Genomic DNA, 18,351 nt, shown 5'->3' on the forward strand with positions numbered 1-18,351 from the left:
CCTGCGACGTGGTTTCTTATTTTCAAGCCTCTTCTGAACGCTTTCATCTAAAAGAAAAGCGTTATTACTGAATATTCATCAACAAAAGCGCTCAAAACATACTCTTTTTTCACTATTCGACAATCACAATTGCGTTATTTTCTTTTGCTGGCGTAAACCCCTTGCGCCCTTCGCCCCTTTGCGGCATTTTCTAAAGCATGCACTGAGGCTTCGCGATTAGACGAAGCCTGCACAACATCAAACAAGACAGGGTAACGGAGAAGGCTATGTGTTCGATTTTTGGCGTACTGGATATTAAAACTGACGCGGGTGAGCTGCGTAAAAAGGCACTGGAGCTTTCCCGCCTGATGCGCCACCGCGGTCCGGACTGGTCAGGCGTCTATGCCTGTGATAAAGCCATCCTGGCGCATGAACGCCTGTCAATCGTCGACGTGAACGCCGGCGCGCAGCCGCTGTACAACGCTGCAAAAACTCACGCCCTCGCCGTTAACGGTGAAATCTACAACCACCAGGCGCTGCGCGCGGAATACGGCGACCGCTATGCGTTCCAGACCGGTTCCGACTGCGAAGTTATCCTCGCGCTGTATCAGGAAAAAGGTCCGGACTTCCTCGACAATCTGCAGGGGATGTTTGCTTTCGCTCTCTACGACAGCGAAAAAGACGCGTATCTGATTGGTCGCGACCACATCGGCATCATCCCGCTGTATATGGGTCACGACGAACACGGCAACTTCTACGTTGCCTCAGAAATGAAAGCGCTGGTTCCGGTATGCCGCACGATTAAAGAGTTCCCGGCAGGCAGCTACCTGTGGAGCAAAGATGGCGAAATCCGCGAGTACTATCAGCGCGACTGGTTCGACTATGACGCGGTCAAAGACAACGTCACGGACAAAAACGAACTGCGTCAGGCGCTGGAAGAGTCGGTGAAAAGCCACCTGATGTCCGATGTCCCTTACGGCGTCCTGCTCTCCGGCGGCCTGGATTCATCGGTGATTTCCGCCATCACCAAAAAATATGCCGCGCGCCGCGTCGAAGATCAGGAAAAATCAGAAGCCTGGTGGCCGCAGCTGCACTCCTTCGCCGTCGGTCTGGAAGGCGCGCCCGATCTGAAAGCCGCGCAGGAAGTGGCTAACCATCTGGGCACCGTGCACCACGAAATCCACTTTACGGTGCAGGAAGGCCTGGACGCGATTCGCGATGTTATCTATCACATTGAAACCTATGACGTGACGACGATTCGCGCGTCAACGCCGATGTACCTGATGTCGCGTAAAATCAAAGCCATGGGCATCAAAATGGTGCTGTCTGGCGAAGGTTCTGACGAAGTATTTGGCGGCTACCTTTATTTCCATAAAGCGCCAAACGCCAAAGAGCTGCACGAAGAGACCGTACGCAAGCTGCAGGCGCTACATATGTTTGACTGCGCTCGCGCCAACAAAGCGATGTCCGCATGGGGCGTTGAAGCGCGCGTGCCGTTCCTGGATAAGAAATTCCTCGATGTGGCAATGCGTATCAACCCGCAGGACAAAATGTGCGGCAACGGTAAAATGGAAAAACATGTCCTGCGTGAATGTTTTGAATCTTACCTGCCGGCAAGCGTCGCCTGGCGCCAGAAAGAGCAGTTCTCTGATGGCGTCGGTTACAGCTGGATCGATACTTTAAAAGAAGTGGCCGCTGAACAAATTTCCGATCAGCAGCTGGAAACCGCCAGCTTCCGCTTCCCGTACAACACGCCATCATCGAAAGAAGCGTATCTGTACCGTGAGATCTTCGAAGAGCTGTTCCCGGTTCCAAGCGCGGCCGAATGCGTTCCTGGCGGCCCTTCCGTCGCATGCTCTTCAGCAAAAGCGATTGAGTGGGACGAATCTTTCAAAAAAATGAACGATCCGTCAGGACGCGCGGTTGGCGTACATCAGTCGGCCTACTAACCGGCGCGGTTTTCCAAACGGACTCTTCGGAGTCCGTTTTTGTTTTGTGCCTTATTTAAGCCGTTAAAAACGATAAATAACCAATAATTGCCGATTATTGCGCCACGCTGTTCGCAACCTAACCAAACAGTTACGTTCAGCCCATTTTCGATGAAAAAGGAGTTGACGCTTCAAGGCTCAATACGCATAATGCGCCCCGCAACGCCGATAAGGTAACGCGCAAAAAGATGGCTACGTAGCTCAGCTGGTTAGAGCACATCACTCATAATGATGGGGTCACAGGTTCAAATCCCGTCGTAGCCACCATCTTTTTTGCGGGAGTGGCGAAATTGGTAGACGCACCAGATTTAGGTTCTGGCGCCGCAAGGTGTGCGAGTTCAAGTCTCGCCTCCCGCACCATTTACTCTTTCGCGTTGGCAGTAAAAAATTTTTGTTGGGGTATCGCCAAGCGGTAAGGCACCGGTTTTTGATACCGGCATTCCCTGGTTCGAATCCAGGTACCCCAGCCATATTTTCGATGTTTGCGGTTCACCGCGACGGTATTGGGGTATCGCCAAGCGGTAAGGCACCGGTTTTTGATACCGGCATTCCCTGGTTCGAATCCAGGTACCCCAGCCATCGAAAATAGAGTAAGATTTTGGCTACGTAGCTCAGCTGGTTAGAGCACATCACTCATAATGATGGGGTCACAGGTTCGAATCCCGTCGTAGCCACCATACAAAGGAATTATTGATTCAGTTCGATAAATCCAAAAGAATTGTTGGGGTATCGCCAAGCGGTAAGGCTCTGGTTTCTGATACCAGCATTCCGAGGTTCGAATCCTCGTACCCCAGCCAATTTTAAAAGTCGCTCACGCTGTGCGCGCACTCGTTGGAGTATTTCCAGGCGCTAAGCCACCGGTTTGACCCTGGTACGAAATGGTCAACGTAAAATTGGGGTATCGCCAAGCGGTAAGGCACCGGATTCTGATTCCGGCATTCCGAGGTTCGAATCCTCGTACCCCAGCCAACAAAAGCAAAAAGCTCGCTTCGGCGAGCTTTTTGCTTTTTGGCGTTTACGCTATGCGCATCACCGTTCCGCACCCCGACCTCACCTTTGCAAGCCGGGGTCTTTCTCGTTACAAACCTAACGCATATTTCAACGCCTGACGCTTTAATCCGCCGGCGCGCTCGGCCGCCATCAGCCCTAAATTTCGCAGCATACGCACCGGCGGCAGGTCGTTGCTGAATCCGGCGTAAAACAGATCCATTCCCGACTGCATAATAAAGTTGTCCGCCTGACGCCGCGTCTGGTAGCGCTTAAGTACCGGCAGGCTGGCCCACTCCTCGCCGTGCGCTTTTGCTCTGCCAAGAATATCAAGCAGCGCCTCGACATCGCGATAGCCGAGGTTCACCCCCTGCCCCGCCAGCGGATGAATGGTGTGCGCAGCATCGCCCACCAGCGCCAGCCCCGGCTTCACATACTGCAATGCGTGGCGGCGGGTGAGCGGGAAGGCGCCCGCGCTCAGCGGCGTAACCTCTCCCAGCCGAGACGGGAAGTGACGAGTAATTTCCTGCTGTAGCTGAGCCATGCTCATGCCCTGCAGCTGGCGGATCCGCGCCGGCGCGTCGTACCACACCAGCGAAGCCCAATGGTCAAACAGCGGTAAAAACGCGCGCGGCCCCGCTGGGGTGAACTGCTGCCAGGTACTGTCGCCGGGATCGCCCGCGCACTGTACGCTTATCAACATACAGGATTGCTGATACTGCCACGCGTGGATGCCGATTCCGGCCAGCTGCCGCACCTGCGAACTGGCGCCGTCCGCGCCCACCACCAGACGCGCATCGATCTGGCTGCCGTCAGTCAGCGTTAACGACGTGTACATTTCTTCGCGCCGCATCGCCTGGAGCGATGTCCCCACCCGCAGCGATATGCGCTCATGGGCTTCCAGCGCCTGCCACAGGGCAAGCTGCAGGACGTTGTTTTCCACCATATAGCCCAGTTCAGGTAGCTTCAGCTCCGCAGCGTTGAAGACAACGTGGGCGCTTTCCCACTCCCAGGTCTCGAGCTGGCGATAGGCATGAGCGCGCATTTTCCGCACGCTATCCCAGACGCCGAGTCCTCTCAGCAGCCCTACCGATGAGGCGCTGATTGCCGAAATACGCACGTCAGGCGGTGAAGATGCATCAAAAGCCGGTGGCGCGTTTTTTTCAATAACCGTCACCGTAAAGCCCTGCTGCGCCAGGCCAAGCGCCAGGGCGCCGCCAACCATTCCGCCGCCGACGATAACGACATCTGTTGCATGAATTGTCATGGCTATTATCCTTAAACCCGAATCCCCTCAGTTTACCGGATTTTTATTCGGCTTGTGGTGATTACGGTCGTACTGGTCAGGGCGCGGTCAAAGCATTACAATACGCGCCCTGCAATCCTGGCTTTATATCCGTCACCCTTCACATTGCAGAGCAACATCCGGTGAAGACGCTGACTTTGGGTATACCTAATTAAGCATGAGCAAGTCGATGACAAAAAAACTCCATATTAAAACCTGGGGCTGTCAGATGAACGAATACGATTCATCAAAGATGGCCGATCTGCTGGATGCCACCCACGGGTATCAACTCACTGAAGTGGCGGAAGAAGCGGATGTGCTGCTGCTCAATACCTGCTCAATCCGTGAGAAGGCTCAGGAAAAAGTATTCCATCAGCTAGGACGCTGGAAGCTGCTGAAAGAGAAGAATCCCAATCTGATCATCGGCGTTGGCGGCTGCGTGGCTTCTCAGGAAGGCGACCATATTCGCCAACGCGCCCATTATGTCGATATTATTTTTGGGCCGCAGACCCTGCACCGTCTGCCGGAAATGATTAACTCGGTACGAGGCAACCGCAGCCCGGTCGTCGATATCAGCTTCCCGGAAATCGAAAAATTCGACCGCCTGCCGGAACCGCGCGCCGAAGGCCCAAGCGCCTTTGTTTCCATCATGGAAGGTTGCAACAAGTACTGCACCTACTGCGTGGTGCCTTACACCCGCGGCGAGGAAGTGAGCCGCCCAAGCGACGATATCTTGTTTGAAATCGCCCAGCTGGCGGCACAGGGCGTGCGTGAAGTCAACCTGCTCGGGCAGAACGTGAACGCCTGGCGCGGGGAAAACTACGACGGCACCACCGGCAGCTTTGCCGATCTGCTGCGTCTGGTTGCGGCGATCGACGGTATCGATCGGATCCGCTTTACCACCAGCCATCCGATCGAGTTCACCGACGATATCATCGAGGTTTACCGCGATACGCCAGAGCTGGTCAGCTTCCTGCACCTGCCGGTGCAGAGCGGTTCTGACCGCGTGCTGAACCTGATGGGCCGAACCCACACGGCGCTGGAATATAAAGCGATTATCCGCAAACTGCGCGCGGCGCGCCCGGATATTCAGATCAGCTCCGACTTTATCGTCGGCTTCCCTGGCGAAACCACGCAGGATTTCGAGCAGACCATGAAACTGATCGCCGATGTGAATTTCGATATGAGCTACAGCTTCATCTTCTCTGCGCGTCCGGGAACGCCGGCGGCCGATATGGTCGACGACGTACCGGAAGAGGATAAGAAGCAGCGTCTGTATATTCTGCAGGAGCGTATCAATCAGCAGGCGACGGCCTGGAGTCGCCGTATGCTCGGCACCGTGCAGCGCATTCTGGTGGAAGGCACTTCACGCAAGAGCATCATGGAGTTGTCTGGCCGCACCGAGAATAACCGCGTGGTGAACTTCGAAGGCTCGCCTGAGATGATCGGCAAGTTTGTCGACGTCGAAATCACCGACGTCTGGACAAACTCCCTGCGCGGTAAAGTGGTGCGCACCGAGGACGAAATGGGTCTGCGCATCGCGGAAACCCCGGAGTCGGTGATTGCCCGCACCCGTAAAGAAAACGATTTGGGCGTCGGTATCTACCAGCCATAATCCGTTCAGGCCTGCCGCTCCGGCAGGCCTTGTATTTCCTCTCCTCAACCCAATATCTACAGGGATGCTTGCGCCATATTCCGATGACGTGAATAATTTCCTGACAGGCCATCTTCTGGCTACCTATGCATAAGAGGAACAGTTTGAACACAGACACTCGCGAAATCACCCTTGAGCCCGCAGACAACGCCCGTCTGCTGAGCCTATGCGGCCCGTTTGATGACAACATTAAACAGCTGGAACGCCGTCTCGGCATCGAGATTAACCGTCGTGACAACCACTTTAAACTGACCGGTCGACCGATTTGCGTCACCGCTGCGGCGGATATCCTGCGCAGTCTGTACGTCGACACCGCGCCAATGCGCGGCGAGATTCAGGATATTGAACCGGAACAAATTCATCTGGCGATTAAAGAAGCCCGCGTGCTTGAGCAAAGCGCCGAAAGCGTGCCGGACTACGGTAAGGCCATCCATATCAAAACCAAACGTGGCGTGATTAAGCCGCGTACGCCGAATCAGGCGCAGTACATCGCCAATATTCTCGACCACGACATTACCTTCGGCGTCGGCCCCGCCGGTACCGGGAAAACCTACCTGGCGGTCGCCGCCGCGGTGGACGCGCTGGAGCGTCAGGAGATCCGCCGTATTCTTCTGACCCGTCCGGCGGTTGAGGCCGGCGAAAAACTGGGCTTCCTGCCCGGCGATTTGAGCCAGAAAGTGGACCCGTACCTGCGACCGCTGTACGACGCGCTGTTTGAAATGCTCGGCTTCGAAAAAGTCGAAAAGTTGATTGAACGCAACGTGATTGAAGTCGCGCCGCTGGCCTATATGCGCGGCCGTACGCTGAACGACGCGTTTATCATTCTCGACGAAAGCCAGAACACCACCATTGAACAGATGAAAATGTTCCTGACCCGTATCGGCTTTAACTCTAAAGCGGTTATCACTGGCGACGTCACGCAGATTGACCTGCCGCGCAGCACCAAATCGGGCCTGCGCCACGCAATTGAAGTGCTGGCAGAAGTCGATGAGATTAGCTTCAACTTCTTCCACAGCGAAGACGTCGTGCGCCATCCGGTGGTTGCCCGTATCGTTAACGCCTATGAAGCCTGGGAAGAAGCAGACCAGAAACGTAAAGCAGAGCTGGCCGCCGAGCGCAAACGCGAAGCCCAGGAACAGGAGCATAAATGAGTCAGGTCATTCTCGATTTACAGCTGGCTTGCGAAGATAACAGCGGAATGCCGGATGAAGCCCTGTTTCAGCGCTGGGTCGATAGCGTTATCCCGCAGTTTCAGGAGGAGTCGGAGCTGACGATTCGTCTGGTTGATGAAGCGGAAAGCCACGAGCTGAACCTGACCTATCGCGGGAAGGATAAACCGACTAACGTGCTCTCTTTCCCGTTCGAAGCCCCGCCGGGCATCGAAATGCCGCTGCTTGGCGACCTGGTTATCTGCCGTCAGGTGGTTGAACAGGAAGCGAAAGAGCAAGGCAAACCGCTGGAAGCGCACTGGGCGCATATGGTGGTCCACGGTAGCCTGCATCTTTTGGGCTATGACCACATCATCGACGAAGAAGCGGAAGAGATGGAATCCCTCGAAACAGAGATAATGCTTGCTCTGGGCTATGAGGATCCGTACATTGCCGAGAAGGAATAACCCGTTGCCGGCTTTGCCGGCGACTGGCCGCTATGCCGGGCGCTGAGTATACGCGTGACGAGCGACTATTTAATCAACATGAGAACCCATACGACGCCATGAGCGACGACAATTCACACAGTAGCGACACAGTAAACAGCAAAAAGGGATTCTTCTCCCTGTTACTCAGCCAGCTCTTTCATGGTGAACCCAAAAATCGTGACGAACTGCTGGCGCTGATCCGTGATTCCGGGCAAAACGACCTTATCGACGAAGATACGCGCGATATGCTCGAAGGGGTAATGGATATCGCCGACCAGCGCGTCCGCGACATCATGATCCCCCGCTCGCAGATGATTACCCTGAAACGCAACCAGACGCTGGACGAGTGCCTCGATGTGATCATCGAATCCGCCCACTCGCGTTTCCCGGTGATCAGCGAAGATAAAGATCACATTGAAGGGATTCTGATGGCCAAAGATCTGCTGCCGTTTATGCGCAGCGATGCCGAAGCCTTCAGCATGGAAAAAGTGTTGCGCCCGGCGGTTGTCGTGCCTGAAAGCAAGCGGGTTGACCGCATGCTGAAGGAGTTCCGCTCCCAGCGTTATCATATGGCTATCGTTATCGATGAGTTTGGCGGCGTCTCGGGTCTGGTGACCATTGAAGACATCCTTGAGCTGATCGTCGGTGAAATCGAAGACGAATACGACGAAGAAGAAGACATCGATTTCCGTCAGCTAAGCCGCCATACGTGGACGGTGCGCGCGCTGGCCTCAATCGAAGACTTCAACGAAGCGTACGGCACCCACTTCAGCGATGAAGAGGTCGACACCATCGGCGGCCTGGTGATGCAGGCGTTTGGTCATCTGCCTGCCCGCGGCGAGTCTATCGACATTGATGGTTACCAATTCAAGGTCGCAATGGCTGACAGCCGACGTATTATTCAGGTACATGTAAAGCTTCCTGATGATGCCCCGCAGCCGAAGCTGGAAGACTAATCCAACGGGACGATTAACCTAAATGGTATTTGCCTCTCTTATTGAACGCCAGCGCGTACGCCTGCTGCTGGCGCTGTTATTCGGAGCCAGCGGAACGCTGGCTTTTTCACCTTATGACTTCTGGCCGGCGGCGATTATTTCGCTAATTGGCCTGCAGGGTTTAACGCTCAACCGCCGTCCTTTACAAAGCGCCGCGATTGGCTATTTCTGGGGACTCGGGCTATTCGGCTCGGGTATTAACTGGGTTTACGTGAGTATCGCGCAGTTCGGCGGCATGCCCGGTCCGGTTAACGTTTTCCTGGTGATTCTGCTGGCCGCGTATCTCTCCCTTTATACCGGGTTATTCGCCGGTATTCTTTCGCGCCTGTGGCCGAAAACCAGCTGGATACGCGTGACCATCGCCGCGCCGGTGGTCTGGCAAATCAGCGAATTTCTGCGCGGCTGGGTGCTCACCGGCTTCCCGTGGCTACAGTTCGGCTACAGTCAAATCGACGGCCCGCTTAAAGGCCTGGCGCCCGTGATGGGCGTTGAGGCGATTAACTTCCTGCTGATGCTCGTCTGCGGCCTGCTGGTACTCGCTATCGCGCAGCGTAGCTGGAAGCCGCTGATCGCCGCCGTCGTGTTGTTCGCTCTGCCCTTCCCGCTTCGCTATATTCAGTGGTATCAACCGCTGCCGGAACGCGCAACCACGGTTTCGTTGGTACAGGGCGATATCCCCCAGGCGATGAAATGGGACCAGAATCAGCTGCTCAACACCCTGAAAACCTATCTGGATCTCACCCAACCGCACATGGGTAAATCGCAGCTGATCGTCTGGCCGGAGTCCGCAATTCCCGATCTGGAAATCAATCAGCAGCGTTTCCTGAGCATGATGGACGATCTGATGCGGTCGAAAAACAGCGCGCTGATTACCGGTATCGTCGACGCGCGCCTGAACGCGCAGAATCGCTACGATACGTACAACACCATTATTACGCTGGGCAAAGATAACCCATACAGCTACGACTCAAAGAATCGCTACAACAAGAACCATCTGGTGCCGTTCGGTGAGTTTGTGCCGCTGGAATCGATTCTGCGTCCGCTGGCGCCGTTCTTCGATCTGCCGATGTCCTCTTTCAGCCGCGGGCCTTACGTGCAGCCGCAGCTGGTTGCGCATAATATGCGTCTGACGGCGGCTATCTGCTATGAGATCATTCTTGGCGAGCAGGTGCGGGATAACTTCCGCCCGGATACGGATTTCCTGTTAACCATCTCTAATGACGCGTGGTTCGGCAAATCTATCGGTCCGTGGCAGCACTTCCAGATGGCGCGGATGCGCGCGCTGGAGCTGGCCCGTCCGCTGCTGCGCAGTACCAATAACGGCATTACCGCGGTCATCGGCCCGCGCGGTGAAATACAGGAGATGATCCCGCAGTTCACCCGCGCCGTATTGACCACCAAAGTGACCCCGACTTCAGGGCTGACGCCGTACGCGCGTACGGGGAACTGGCCGCTGTGGGCGTTAACCGCGCTGTTTGGCTTTGCAGCGCTGCTGATGAGTCTGCGCCAGCGCCGTCGCTAATTGCTTCTCCCGCGGCGGCATTCGTCGCCGCGGTCACCTCTCCTTCTTGTCCATTTTGGCACGACCATTGCTTAATAAATTGATGTAGCAGCGCGATCCTTGAGGGTACAACCTGGTTGCACCACCACCGATCGCCATGCTGCTCTATTTTGGTGCAATGGGGGATTTTTGCCTTTAAATGGTGCGGTGCGCTTCGCAAAAATCAACAATATAAGAGCAAAATCTTTACATTAAGCCAAACTAAATGCTAACAAACACATACAAATGCTGCACGCAAAGACGGCAGCAATAAAAAGCACACACATTCACAATGGGTATCAATAGCGTCTGATGGCGCTGAGGATAAGGAGTCGGATATGCAATTACGTAAACTGGCCGCAGCAATGCTGGTCATGGGACTGACCGCCGGTGCGGCGCATGCAGAAGATGCGGCATCCACCGCTGGCCAGAGCACTCTGGATAAAATTGCCAAAAACGGCGTTATCGTCGTCGGTCACCGTGAATCATCCGTTCCGTTCTCTTACTATGACAACAAACAGCAGGTCGTCGGCTACTCTCAGGACTACTCGAACGCGATCGTTGATGCCATTAAGAAGAAGCTGAACAAACCGGATCTGCAGGTCAAACTGATCCCGGTCACCTCACAAAACCGTATTCCGCTGCTGCAAAACGGCACTTATGATTTCGAATGCGGTTCCACCACCAACAACCTTGAACGTCAAAAACAGGCAGCGTTCTCCGACACCATTTTCGTTGTCGGTACCCGTCTGCTGGTGAAAAAAGGCGGCGCGATTAAAGATTTCCCGGATCTGAAGGATAAAGCCGTCGTCGTCACCTCCGGCACCACCTCGGAAATTCTGCTGCACAAGCTGAACGACGAGAAAAAAATGAATATGCGCATTATCAGCGCAAAAGATCACGGTGACTCCTTCCGTACTCTGGAAAGCGGTCGCGCGGTGGCCTTTATGATGGATGACGCTCTGCTGGCGGGCGAACGTGCGAAAGCGAAGAAACCGGATAACTGGGAGATTGTCGGTACCGCTCAGTCTCAGGAAGCCTATGGCTGCATGCTGCGCAAAGACGATCCGCAGTTCAAAACGCTGGTGGACGACACGGTTGCCCATGTTCAGACTTCCGGTGAAGCCGAAAAATGGTTCGATAAGTGGTTTAAAAATCCTATTCCGCCAAAGAATCTGAATATGAACTTTGAACTCTCTGACGAAATGAAAGCGCTGTTCAAATCACCTAACGACAAAGCTCTTAACTAATTAAAAAAACAAAGGGCGGGGAATCCTGCCCTCCCGATTGTTGCCACGGCGCGGACAGACTATACGGCGGCTGGTCGTTCCCCAGCGGCCGCGAATACCGAAACAGGCTGAGCAACAATCTTCGAGGGTAGCGCTGCTACCCTTTTTTTTCCAGGAGTCATTTATGTCAATAGACTGGAACTGGGGGATATTCCTGCAACAGGCCCCGTTCGGCAACACCACCTATTTAGGCTGGCTGTGGAGTGGTTTTCAGGTCACCGTCACCCTGTCGGTAACGGCCTGGATTATCGCGTTCTTTGTGGGGTCGCTCTTCGGTATTCTCCGTACGGTCCCGAACCGTCTGCTATCAACTATCGGCACCTGTTACGTTGAGCTTTTTCGTAACGTTCCGCTTATCGTTCAATTTTTTACCTGGTATCTGGTGGTACCTGAACTGCTGCCGGAAAACATCGGTATGTGGTTTAAGTCCGAGCTGGATCCCAATATTCAGTTCTTCGTTTCCTCGATGCTGTGTCTGGGATTATTTACCGCCGCGCGCGTCTGCGAACAGGTTCGCTCCGGCATCCAGTCCCTGCCGCGCGGGCAGAAAAACGCCGGGCTGGCGATGGGACTAACGCTACCGCAAACCTACCGCTACGTTCTGCTGCCCAACGCCTATCGCGTTATCGTGCCGCCGATGACCTCTGAAATGATGAACCTGGTGAAAAACTCGGCCATCGCCTCCACCATCGGACTGGCCGATATGGCCGCGCAGGCGGGCAAGCTGCTGGATTACTCGGCCCATGCCTGGGAGTCGTTTACCGCTATCACCCTCGCCTACGTGTTTATCAACGCCGTTATTATGCTGATCATGTACGTGGTCGAACGTAAGGTCCGCCTGCCGGGCAATATGGGGGGTAAATAATGTACGATTTTGACTGGAGTTCCATTATTCCTTCCATGCCGTATCTGCTGGCTGGACTGGTTATTACCTTAAAAATTACCGTGACCGCGATTGTTATCGGGATTGTCTGGGGGACGATTTTGGCCGTCATGCGCCTGTCGAGCTTCCTGCCGCTGGCGTGGTTTGCCAAAACCTACGTTAACGTCTTCCGCTCCATTCCGCTGGTGATGGTACTGCTGTGGTTTTATCTGATTGTTCCGGGGTTCCTGCAGAACGTGCTTGGCCTGTCGCCGAAAACCGATATCCGCCTGATTTCAGCGATGATCGCCTTCTCCATGTTTGAAGCGGCGTATTACTCGGAAATTATTCGCGCCGGTATTCAGAGTATCTCTCGCGGCCAGTCCAGCGCTGCGCTGGCGCTGGGCATGACCCACTGGCAATCCATGAAGCTGGTGATTCTGCCGCAGGCCTTCCGCGCCATGGTACCGCTGCTGCTCACCCAGGGCATCGTGCTGTTCCAGGATACCTCGCTGGTCTACGTCCTGAGCCTGGCCGATTTCTTCCGTACCGCCTCCACTATCGGCGAACGTGATGGAACCCAGGTAGAAATGATCCTGTTCGCAGGCGCCGTATATTTTGTATTTAGTCTCAGCGCATCGCTGTTGGTCAGCTGGTTGAAGAAAAGGACTGTGTAATGATTACCCTGAAAAATGTTTCAAAATGGTATGGTCACTTTCAGGTGCTGACCGATTGCTCCACGGAAGTGAAAAAAGGCGAAGTGGTGGTGGTCTGCGGGCCATCAGGCTCGGGTAAATCCACGCTAATTAAAACCGTCAACGGTCTGGAGCCAATCCAGCAGGGTCAAATCATCGTCGACGGCACCACGGTTAACGATAAAAAGACCAATCTGGCTAAGCTGCGCTCGCGCGTCGGAATGGTATTCCAGCACTTCGAACTGTTCCCGCATTTGTCGATTATCGATAACCTGACGCTGGCGCAGGTTAAGGTGCTCAATCGCGATAAAGCCGCTTCACGCGCAAAAGGGCTCAAGCTGCTGGAACGCGTGGGACTTTCCGCTCATGCAGAAAAGTTTCCCGCTCAGCTCTCTGGCGGCCAGCAGCAGCGCGTGGCCATCGCTCGCGCATTGTGTATGGACCCCATCGCCATGCTGTTTGATGAACCCACTTCCGCGCTTGATCCAGAGATGATTAATGAAGTACTGGACGTGATGGTTGAACTGGCGAATGAAGGGATGACGATGATGGTGGTCACCCACGAAATGGGCTTTGCCCGCAAAGTAGCGAATCGGGTTATCTTTATGGATGAGGGGAAAATTGTCGAAGACGCGGATAAAGAAGCGTTTTTCGCTAACCCGCAATCAGAACGGGCGAAAGACTTCCTCGCCAAAATACTGCACTAAGCCTCCGGCGCGCACGCAAAGTGCGCGTCGTCCTTTTATTCCCCTTATCATATTGAATTATAATCACTCGCCCACGCTTAAATAACTGCCACCCATATATTCACACCCCATCGCTGATAATTCACAAGTTGAAATGACCAATTCAAATAAAATTCAGGATTAACATCGTAGCCTCGATAATCCTGCATCGCTAACATAGCACGACTATTTACGAGGACACTGAGTACTTAAAAAATTCGCTTTGGTATTTTATAAAAAATAAAATTCTTAAAATTGAAAACCACGAGCTGCTGGCGAGCTCATAACACCAGTCAGAACAAAACTCAATTTCCTTTACAAGGGCATCATTATCGAATGAAACAAATGGATATTGCTTCATGAAATACAACAATAACAAACTGTTAAACGCGCTTTTTCTTTACTTTATTTTTACTGCCTCCACGTTTGCGGATGTTGCCAACAACACTCATCAAACTGAACAGGATAAAGCTCGCCAGAGCGCATTAAAGCCCGAGCAGCAAGATTATCAATCATCGCGCACTGGCTCGCATAAATATAAACTTATTTTTCCGGTGGAGGAGACCTGCCGGTATATCAGCCACGTCAATATCATTTCCTCAAATGAAAAACTCACGCAACGTCTCCTGCGCAATATCGCCGTCCAGGCAGAAAAGAAATGTCTGGGTATTAAAGGCATTCGCCAACTCGCTACGGCATTACAAAATGAAATCATAGTCCAGGGGTATATTACTTCACTTATTGATATACCTTCACAGTCACTGGAAGATGGCGTTTTAGACATTACCCTCACCTACGGTAAGATAGGCAATATGATATGGTCTGCCGACAGCGGCGCCACGTCCAGCCTGTGGAATGCCATACCTACCGCCACGGGTGAGATCCTCAAACTAACCGACCTTGAGCAAGGGATGGCCAATCTGCAACGGCTACCCGGTTCGTCGGCGCAAATGAAAATCCAGCCCGGGAAAAACAACGCGGAAAGCGATATTCAGATAACGCGTAATCTGGCTAAAAAATGGCAGGTAAGCGCGTGGATGGATGATGCCGGCAGCCGGGAAAGCGGTCGCTATCAGTCCGGGGGCGCACTCTATCTCTATGATATGGCTACGCTTAACGATATTTTCTATGTCTCCGCCGGAGGCGACGTCGAATTTAATCAGCATAATGACGGCAACCACAATAGCAGCCTCTATTATTCGGTTCCTGTCGGGTACTGGTCGCTAAGCCTTTACGGCTCGCAGAGCGAATATCGTCAGCAATTTAAAGCCAACTATTCAACCACCGAATACAAAAGCGAAAACCGTTACGCCAGCGCGACGCTCTCGAGGCTGCTTTCCCATACGCGGCAGCAAAAAACCACCCTGGACGCCCGGATTGCAAAAAGCACGTCTCGTTACTATTTTGGCGGCAGCGAACTCAAGGTTATGCGCAAGCAGAACCCGGTTTGGGAATTGACCCTTCGCCAGCAGCGCTACTTCAATAAAAAAGTCATCGATGCCAGCCTGGGCATTCAGCGCAGCTTGCCCTGGCTTAGCTCCATGCCAACCCTTGAGGAAAAAGCGGGTCTCTACAGCCCACTTTCGCGGGTGATACATGCTGATATTCAGGCATTTATGAAATTTGATATTACCGGCGATCGTTTCAGCTACGCGCCGCATATTAATGCTCAGTTTAGTCCCGATATTTTATCCACGGATAATAAATTTAATATCGGCAGCCGCTGGACGGTACGGGGTTTTGATGGAGAAAATTCGCTGTCCGGCAACCAAGGCTGGTACTGGCGTAATGATTTTATCTGGGATATGCCAACCCCGGATCGGCAATTATATTTTGGTCTGGATATTGGCCGCATCACCGGCAGTGAAAAATATAAACAGGGTAAAGTTATTTCCGGCGCCGTAAGCGGGCTGCGCGGCCAGCTATTTTCCACGCAGTATGATTTTTTTATCGGTACGCCGTTCATTAAACCCGATCGTTTTCATAGCGATCCGCTCAACCTTGGTTTCTCGCTCAACTGGAGGTATTAACGTCGTTAAATAAACTAATAAATATTCATTAACTTTTAAGCAATTTATTTAAAGGAATAAACGCAATGTTCAAATTTAAATTTACTTATGTCGCCCTGGCGGCAGCACTCAGTTCGTCTTACGTCTATGCCGATCCGACGGTCTGGACCCACTCATCCGGAGCTACCGTCGTTGATATTGAAACGCCTAACGCAGCGGGCGTTTCTCACAATATGTACCGTGACTTTAATGTCAGTAACAAGGGCATGATTCTCAACAATAGTTCCAGCGATCTTACTCACGACACCTTAGGCAATATCGCTAAAAACAATAATCTGGCTAATGGCGGCGCTTCGGTGATCCTCAATGAAGTGACCTCAAATAAATCCAGCTCGCTCAATGGATTTATTGAAGTCGCCGGTCAAAAAGCCGACGTTATCATCGCTAACCCAAACGGAATCTCCTGCTCAGGCTGTAGCTTTATTAACACCGATCGCGCGGTTTTAACCACCGGCCAGGTAAAGCTCAACGACAGTGGCGCGATTGACAGCTATACCATCTCCCAAGGTCAGATCACTATTGGGCAAAACGGGATGAATGCAACAAATAGCTATGCCACCCTGCTGGCAAATGCTATTGCCATTAACGGTACCGTCAGCACTCCCAACGCGACGGTAGCCGCAGGAAACTTCACGCTTGACAACAATACAGGGCAAATGACCTCTGCGGGTAAAACGCCTACGGTACTACAGATGCTGATTCCGGAATACAGCATTGATATTAGCAATCTTGGCGGAATTAAAGCTAACAGCATCAGCATGATTGGCAACGACTTAGGTCTCGGCGTACGCAATAAAGGCGCGATTGTCGCCAATAGCACACTGACAATGTCCAGTAACGGTTCACTGACCAACGAAGGATCGATCACCAGCAACGGTATGCTTACGCAGATCGCCGCCGCCGGGAATATTAAAAACACGGGTAACATCTCGACGACAAACATTACAATTATCAATGGATTACAAACACTTACCAACAACGGAACCATATCCAGCAGCAAACAGTTGATGGTCAGCGCCTCTGGAAATATCGAAAACAACGGCACCATCAAAAGCAGCACGGCATTAAGCGTAGCGACTAACGGCAACCTGAAAACGGCTCACGGCTCTAATCTTCTTTCTGATAATCAACTGCTAGTATCGGCTCTTGGCAATATCGATAACGGCGGTTCAACCCGGGCAAAAAATACCAGCATTGCTTTTAGCGGTAGCTCGCTCAAGGTAACCGGTAACATTCACGGAACGGACAATCTCGTGATTCAATCGGTTAAAGATAAAGCGCTCTCATCCGGTGAAATCAGCAACTCGGGAACCTTAAAAGGGGGTAACGTCACCATCCAGACGAATGGTACGCTGGCGTTAAACCGTGATAGCAAAATACTCGCCAGCAATATGCTGACAACCAACAGCAACTGGCTGAATAACGATGGGGGAACCGTTCGCGGCGATTCTGCTGTCTTAAACTTTAATAACAACGCGATGCAAAACAGCGGAGAAATTATTGGCGGGACCATCAACATTTCCACCAACTCAGATCTGGTAAATAAATGGATTATGGAATCCTTTGGCGATTTCACCATTGATACCCACAATAAAGGCAACATTATCAACCGCGACAAAATCGTAGCTGGCGGAACGATGACCTTAAATGCAAAACAAGTGGTTAACGGCGGCTATAAATGCGGGTTCCTGAAAATGTTCACCTGCGATGCCGGCTTACTGAGCGGCAATAAACTGGTCCTGAATACTTCTCAGCGATATGCTTCTGAAGTGGGTGGCGAACAGTATTTCAAGTTAACGGAAGTTAACACCACCAAATAAATTATTAACCAAAAACCAGCCATCTTATTGAACTACACTCTAAAATGCCGGCGCTACCAGCGCCGGCATTTTATAAAATTGACATGAGCCGCTGAGTTTATCAGAGGCCCGGTATATTCAACTCCGGGCCTTATCGTTTAGGGCTCAAATGGCCGACGCTGGAACTGATCGTGCCCGCATTTGGGGCAACGCGGCAGCACATCCGGCGTATACACCGGCAGATGGTAATGGCACTTCTCACACACCAGATTGCCGAGCCCGACCACTTCGCCGCTATGATAAACGCCGTGGTGGCTGAGGTCCTGGAACACTTCGCGCCACTCAAGCTGGGTTTTGTCGGTAATATCCGCCAGCTCCTGCCACAGGCTCTCTTTGATCACCCGCATAAAGACGCTGTCCGTTAGCTCATCCTGGCTCTCTTCATAGCTGAGGGCGAACTCTTCCAGATCGCGTCTGACGGCGCGAATAACGTTGTCGATTTCACTCTGCGTTAACTCGCCGGACTGGCTAATCCTGACCCTGGCCTGCTCCACCAGCGCGTCAATATCGCGTTCTCCATTGCGTAACCGCTCGCTGAGCGTCGACACCAGCTCTCGGTAGAATTGAGCAACCTTGTTCATCTTTTCGCCTCCGGTGTGGTTAACTTCTTATAATGGTAGACGTTATCTGCGGATTGCTCTGCAAGCCAAGCCACAGAGTCGCGAAATTTTCTCTACCGCTTTCATCTCGGTAAGTGTGTGAAAGGCTGTTTTGACGTTGGCGTTTGGGCTATGCTATGCCGATCTGAAATAAAACATCCATTGGCTACATTTTGTAGCTGTATTGAA

At 52.7% G+C, this 18,351-nt stretch carries 14 protein-coding genes and 7 tRNA genes; 19 read left to right on the forward strand and 2 right to left on the reverse strand.

What is annotated here, in order from left to right; genetic code table 11:
* Positions 1-266 precede the first annotated feature (266 nt).
* From asnB to GUC22_RS19150, 8 genes are all read left to right on the forward strand, one after another.
* On the forward strand, positions 267-1,928 hold the full coding sequence (gene asnB / locus GUC22_RS19115) for an asparagine synthase B (protein WP_160183722.1): 1,662 nt from the start codon (positions 267-269) through the stop codon (positions 1,926-1,928).
* A gap of 229 nt (positions 1,929-2,157) precedes the next feature.
* A tRNA-Met gene (locus GUC22_RS19120) sits at positions 2,158-2,234 on the forward strand.
* A gap of 8 nt (positions 2,235-2,242) precedes the next feature.
* Positions 2,243-2,327: transfer RNA gene (locus GUC22_RS19125), tRNA-Leu, on the forward strand.
* A 35-nt stretch (positions 2,328-2,362) separates the two neighbouring features.
* A tRNA-Gln gene (locus tag GUC22_RS19130) sits at positions 2,363-2,437 on the forward strand.
* 34 nt (positions 2,438-2,471) lie between these two features.
* A tRNA-Gln gene (locus GUC22_RS19135) sits at positions 2,472-2,546 on the forward strand.
* A gap of 21 nt (positions 2,547-2,567) precedes the next feature.
* A tRNA-Met gene (locus tag GUC22_RS19140) sits at positions 2,568-2,644 on the forward strand.
* Positions 2,645-2,689: 45 nt separating this feature from the next.
* Positions 2,690-2,764 (forward strand) — tRNA-Gln (locus GUC22_RS19145).
* Between the two features lie 97 nt (positions 2,765-2,861).
* Positions 2,862-2,936: transfer RNA gene (locus tag GUC22_RS19150), tRNA-Gln, on the forward strand.
* 109 nt (positions 2,937-3,045) lie between these two features.
* Here the strand turns inward: GUC22_RS19150 and ubiF are convergent.
* Positions 3,046-4,221, reverse strand: a complete 1,176-nt coding sequence (gene ubiF / locus GUC22_RS19155; RefSeq protein ID WP_154913195.1) for a 3-demethoxyubiquinol 3-hydroxylase — start codon at positions 4,219-4,221, stop codon at positions 3,046-3,048.
* 208 nt (positions 4,222-4,429) lie between these two features.
* Here ubiF and miaB point away from each other — a divergent pair, with 208 nt between their 5' ends.
* The 11 genes from miaB (at position 4,430) to GUC22_RS19210 (ending at position 17,524) form a co-directional block, all read left to right on the forward strand.
* Positions 4,430-5,854, forward strand: coding sequence for a tRNA (N6-isopentenyl adenosine(37)-C2)-methylthiotransferase MiaB (miaB, locus tag GUC22_RS19160; protein ID WP_024358804.1), 1,425 nt, complete (start codon positions 4,430-4,432; stop codon positions 5,852-5,854).
* A gap of 143 nt (positions 5,855-5,997) precedes the next feature.
* The gene (locus GUC22_RS19165) at positions 5,998-7,044 is read left to right on the forward strand and encodes a PhoH family protein (RefSeq protein WP_187389346.1); all 1,047 of its coding nucleotides are present in this window, start codon (positions 5,998-6,000) and stop codon (positions 7,042-7,044) included.
* On the forward strand, positions 7,041-7,508 hold the full coding sequence (ybeY, locus tag GUC22_RS19170) for an rRNA maturation RNase YbeY (RefSeq protein ID WP_004130446.1): 468 nt from the start codon (positions 7,041-7,043) through the stop codon (positions 7,506-7,508). Before GUC22_RS19165 ends, ybeY begins: the two co-directional genes overlap by 4 nt.
* Before the next feature lie 98 nt (positions 7,509-7,606).
* Positions 7,607-8,485 (forward strand): CNNM family magnesium/cobalt transport protein CorC, encoded by an 879-nt coding sequence (corC, locus tag GUC22_RS19175; RefSeq protein ID WP_004130445.1) that lies wholly within the window; start codon positions 7,607-7,609, stop codon positions 8,483-8,485.
* A gap of 22 nt (positions 8,486-8,507) precedes the next feature.
* Positions 8,508-10,046: an apolipoprotein N-acyltransferase gene (gene lnt / locus GUC22_RS19180; RefSeq protein ID WP_160183723.1), complete on the forward strand. Its 1,539-nt coding sequence runs from the start codon at positions 8,508-8,510 to the stop codon at positions 10,044-10,046.
* Between the two features lie 356 nt (positions 10,047-10,402).
* Complete coding sequence (locus GUC22_RS19185; RefSeq protein WP_004130441.1) at positions 10,403-11,314, forward strand: amino acid ABC transporter substrate-binding protein; 912 nt, start codon at positions 10,403-10,405, stop codon at positions 11,312-11,314.
* 163 nt (positions 11,315-11,477) lie between these two features.
* Positions 11,478-12,218 carry an amino acid ABC transporter permease gene (locus GUC22_RS19190; RefSeq protein ID WP_004111387.1) on the forward strand — a complete coding sequence of 247 codons (741 nt, stop codon included), beginning with the start codon at positions 11,478-11,480 and terminating at the stop codon, positions 12,216-12,218.
* Entirely contained in the window at positions 12,218-12,892 is a 675-nt protein-coding gene (gltK, locus tag GUC22_RS19195; protein WP_004130439.1) for a glutamate/aspartate ABC transporter permease GltK, read from the forward strand. The genes GUC22_RS19190 and gltK overlap by 1 nt, the downstream gene beginning before the upstream one ends.
* Complete coding sequence (locus GUC22_RS19200; protein WP_004100186.1) at positions 12,892-13,617, forward strand: amino acid ABC transporter ATP-binding protein; 726 nt, start codon at positions 12,892-12,894, stop codon at positions 13,615-13,617. The genes gltK and GUC22_RS19200 overlap by 1 nt, the downstream gene beginning before the upstream one ends.
* 377 nt (positions 13,618-13,994) lie before the next feature.
* Positions 13,995-15,665, forward strand: coding sequence for a ShlB/FhaC/HecB family hemolysin secretion/activation protein (locus GUC22_RS19205; protein WP_148854936.1), 1,671 nt, complete (start codon positions 13,995-13,997; stop codon positions 15,663-15,665).
* A gap of 65 nt (positions 15,666-15,730) precedes the next feature.
* Positions 15,731-17,524, forward strand: a complete 1,794-nt coding sequence (locus GUC22_RS19210) for a filamentous hemagglutinin N-terminal domain-containing protein (RefSeq protein WP_098067092.1) — start codon at positions 15,731-15,733, stop codon at positions 17,522-17,524.
* Positions 17,525-17,661: 137 nt separating this feature from the next.
* Here the strand turns inward: GUC22_RS19210 and GUC22_RS19215 are convergent, their stop codons facing one another.
* On the reverse strand, positions 17,662-18,144 hold the full coding sequence (locus GUC22_RS19215) for a zinc ribbon-containing protein (protein WP_098067093.1): 483 nt from the start codon (positions 18,142-18,144) through the stop codon (positions 17,662-17,664).
* Positions 18,145-18,351: the final 207 nt, after the last annotated feature.

This window comes from Klebsiella sp. MPUS7 (genome assembly GCF_009905335.1).
Classification (GTDB): domain Bacteria; phylum Pseudomonadota; class Gammaproteobacteria; order Enterobacterales; family Enterobacteriaceae; genus Klebsiella; species Klebsiella grimontii.

Bases quoted from the DNA above. Each gene is read 5' to 3' on its own strand.
- GUC22_RS19185 (WP_004130441.1), top strand. From the start codon at position 10,403: ATGCAATTACGTAAACTGGCCGCAGCAATGCTGGTCATGGGACTGACC.
- asnB (WP_160183722.1), top strand. From the start codon at position 267: ATGTGTTCGATTTTTGGCGTACTGGATATTAAAACTGACGCGGGTGAG.
- GUC22_RS19205 (WP_148854936.1), top strand. From the start codon at position 13,995: ATGAAATACAACAATAACAAACTGTTAAACGCGCTTTTTCTTTACTTT.
- ybeY (WP_004130446.1), top strand. From the start codon at position 7,041: ATGAGTCAGGTCATTCTCGATTTACAGCTGGCTTGCGAAGATAACAGC.
- GUC22_RS19210 (WP_098067092.1), top strand. From the start codon at position 15,731: ATGTTCAAATTTAAATTTACTTATGTCGCCCTGGCGGCAGCACTCAGT.
- GUC22_RS19215 (WP_098067093.1), bottom strand. From the start codon at position 18,144: ATGAACAAGGTTGCTCAATTCTACCGAGAGCTGGTGTCGACGCTCAGC.
- miaB (WP_024358804.1), top strand. From the start codon at position 4,430: ATGACAAAAAAACTCCATATTAAAACCTGGGGCTGTCAGATGAACGAA.
- GUC22_RS19190 (WP_004111387.1), top strand. From the start codon at position 11,478: ATGTCAATAGACTGGAACTGGGGGATATTCCTGCAACAGGCCCCGTTC.
- gltK (WP_004130439.1), top strand. From the start codon at position 12,218: ATGTACGATTTTGACTGGAGTTCCATTATTCCTTCCATGCCGTATCTG.
- corC (WP_004130445.1), top strand. From the start codon at position 7,607: ATGAGCGACGACAATTCACACAGTAGCGACACAGTAAACAGCAAAAAG.
- ubiF (WP_154913195.1), bottom strand. From the start codon at position 4,221: ATGACAATTCATGCAACAGATGTCGTTATCGTCGGCGGCGGAATGGTT.
- lnt (WP_160183723.1), top strand. From the start codon at position 8,508: ATGGTATTTGCCTCTCTTATTGAACGCCAGCGCGTACGCCTGCTGCTG.
- GUC22_RS19200 (WP_004100186.1), top strand. From the start codon at position 12,892: ATGATTACCCTGAAAAATGTTTCAAAATGGTATGGTCACTTTCAGGTG.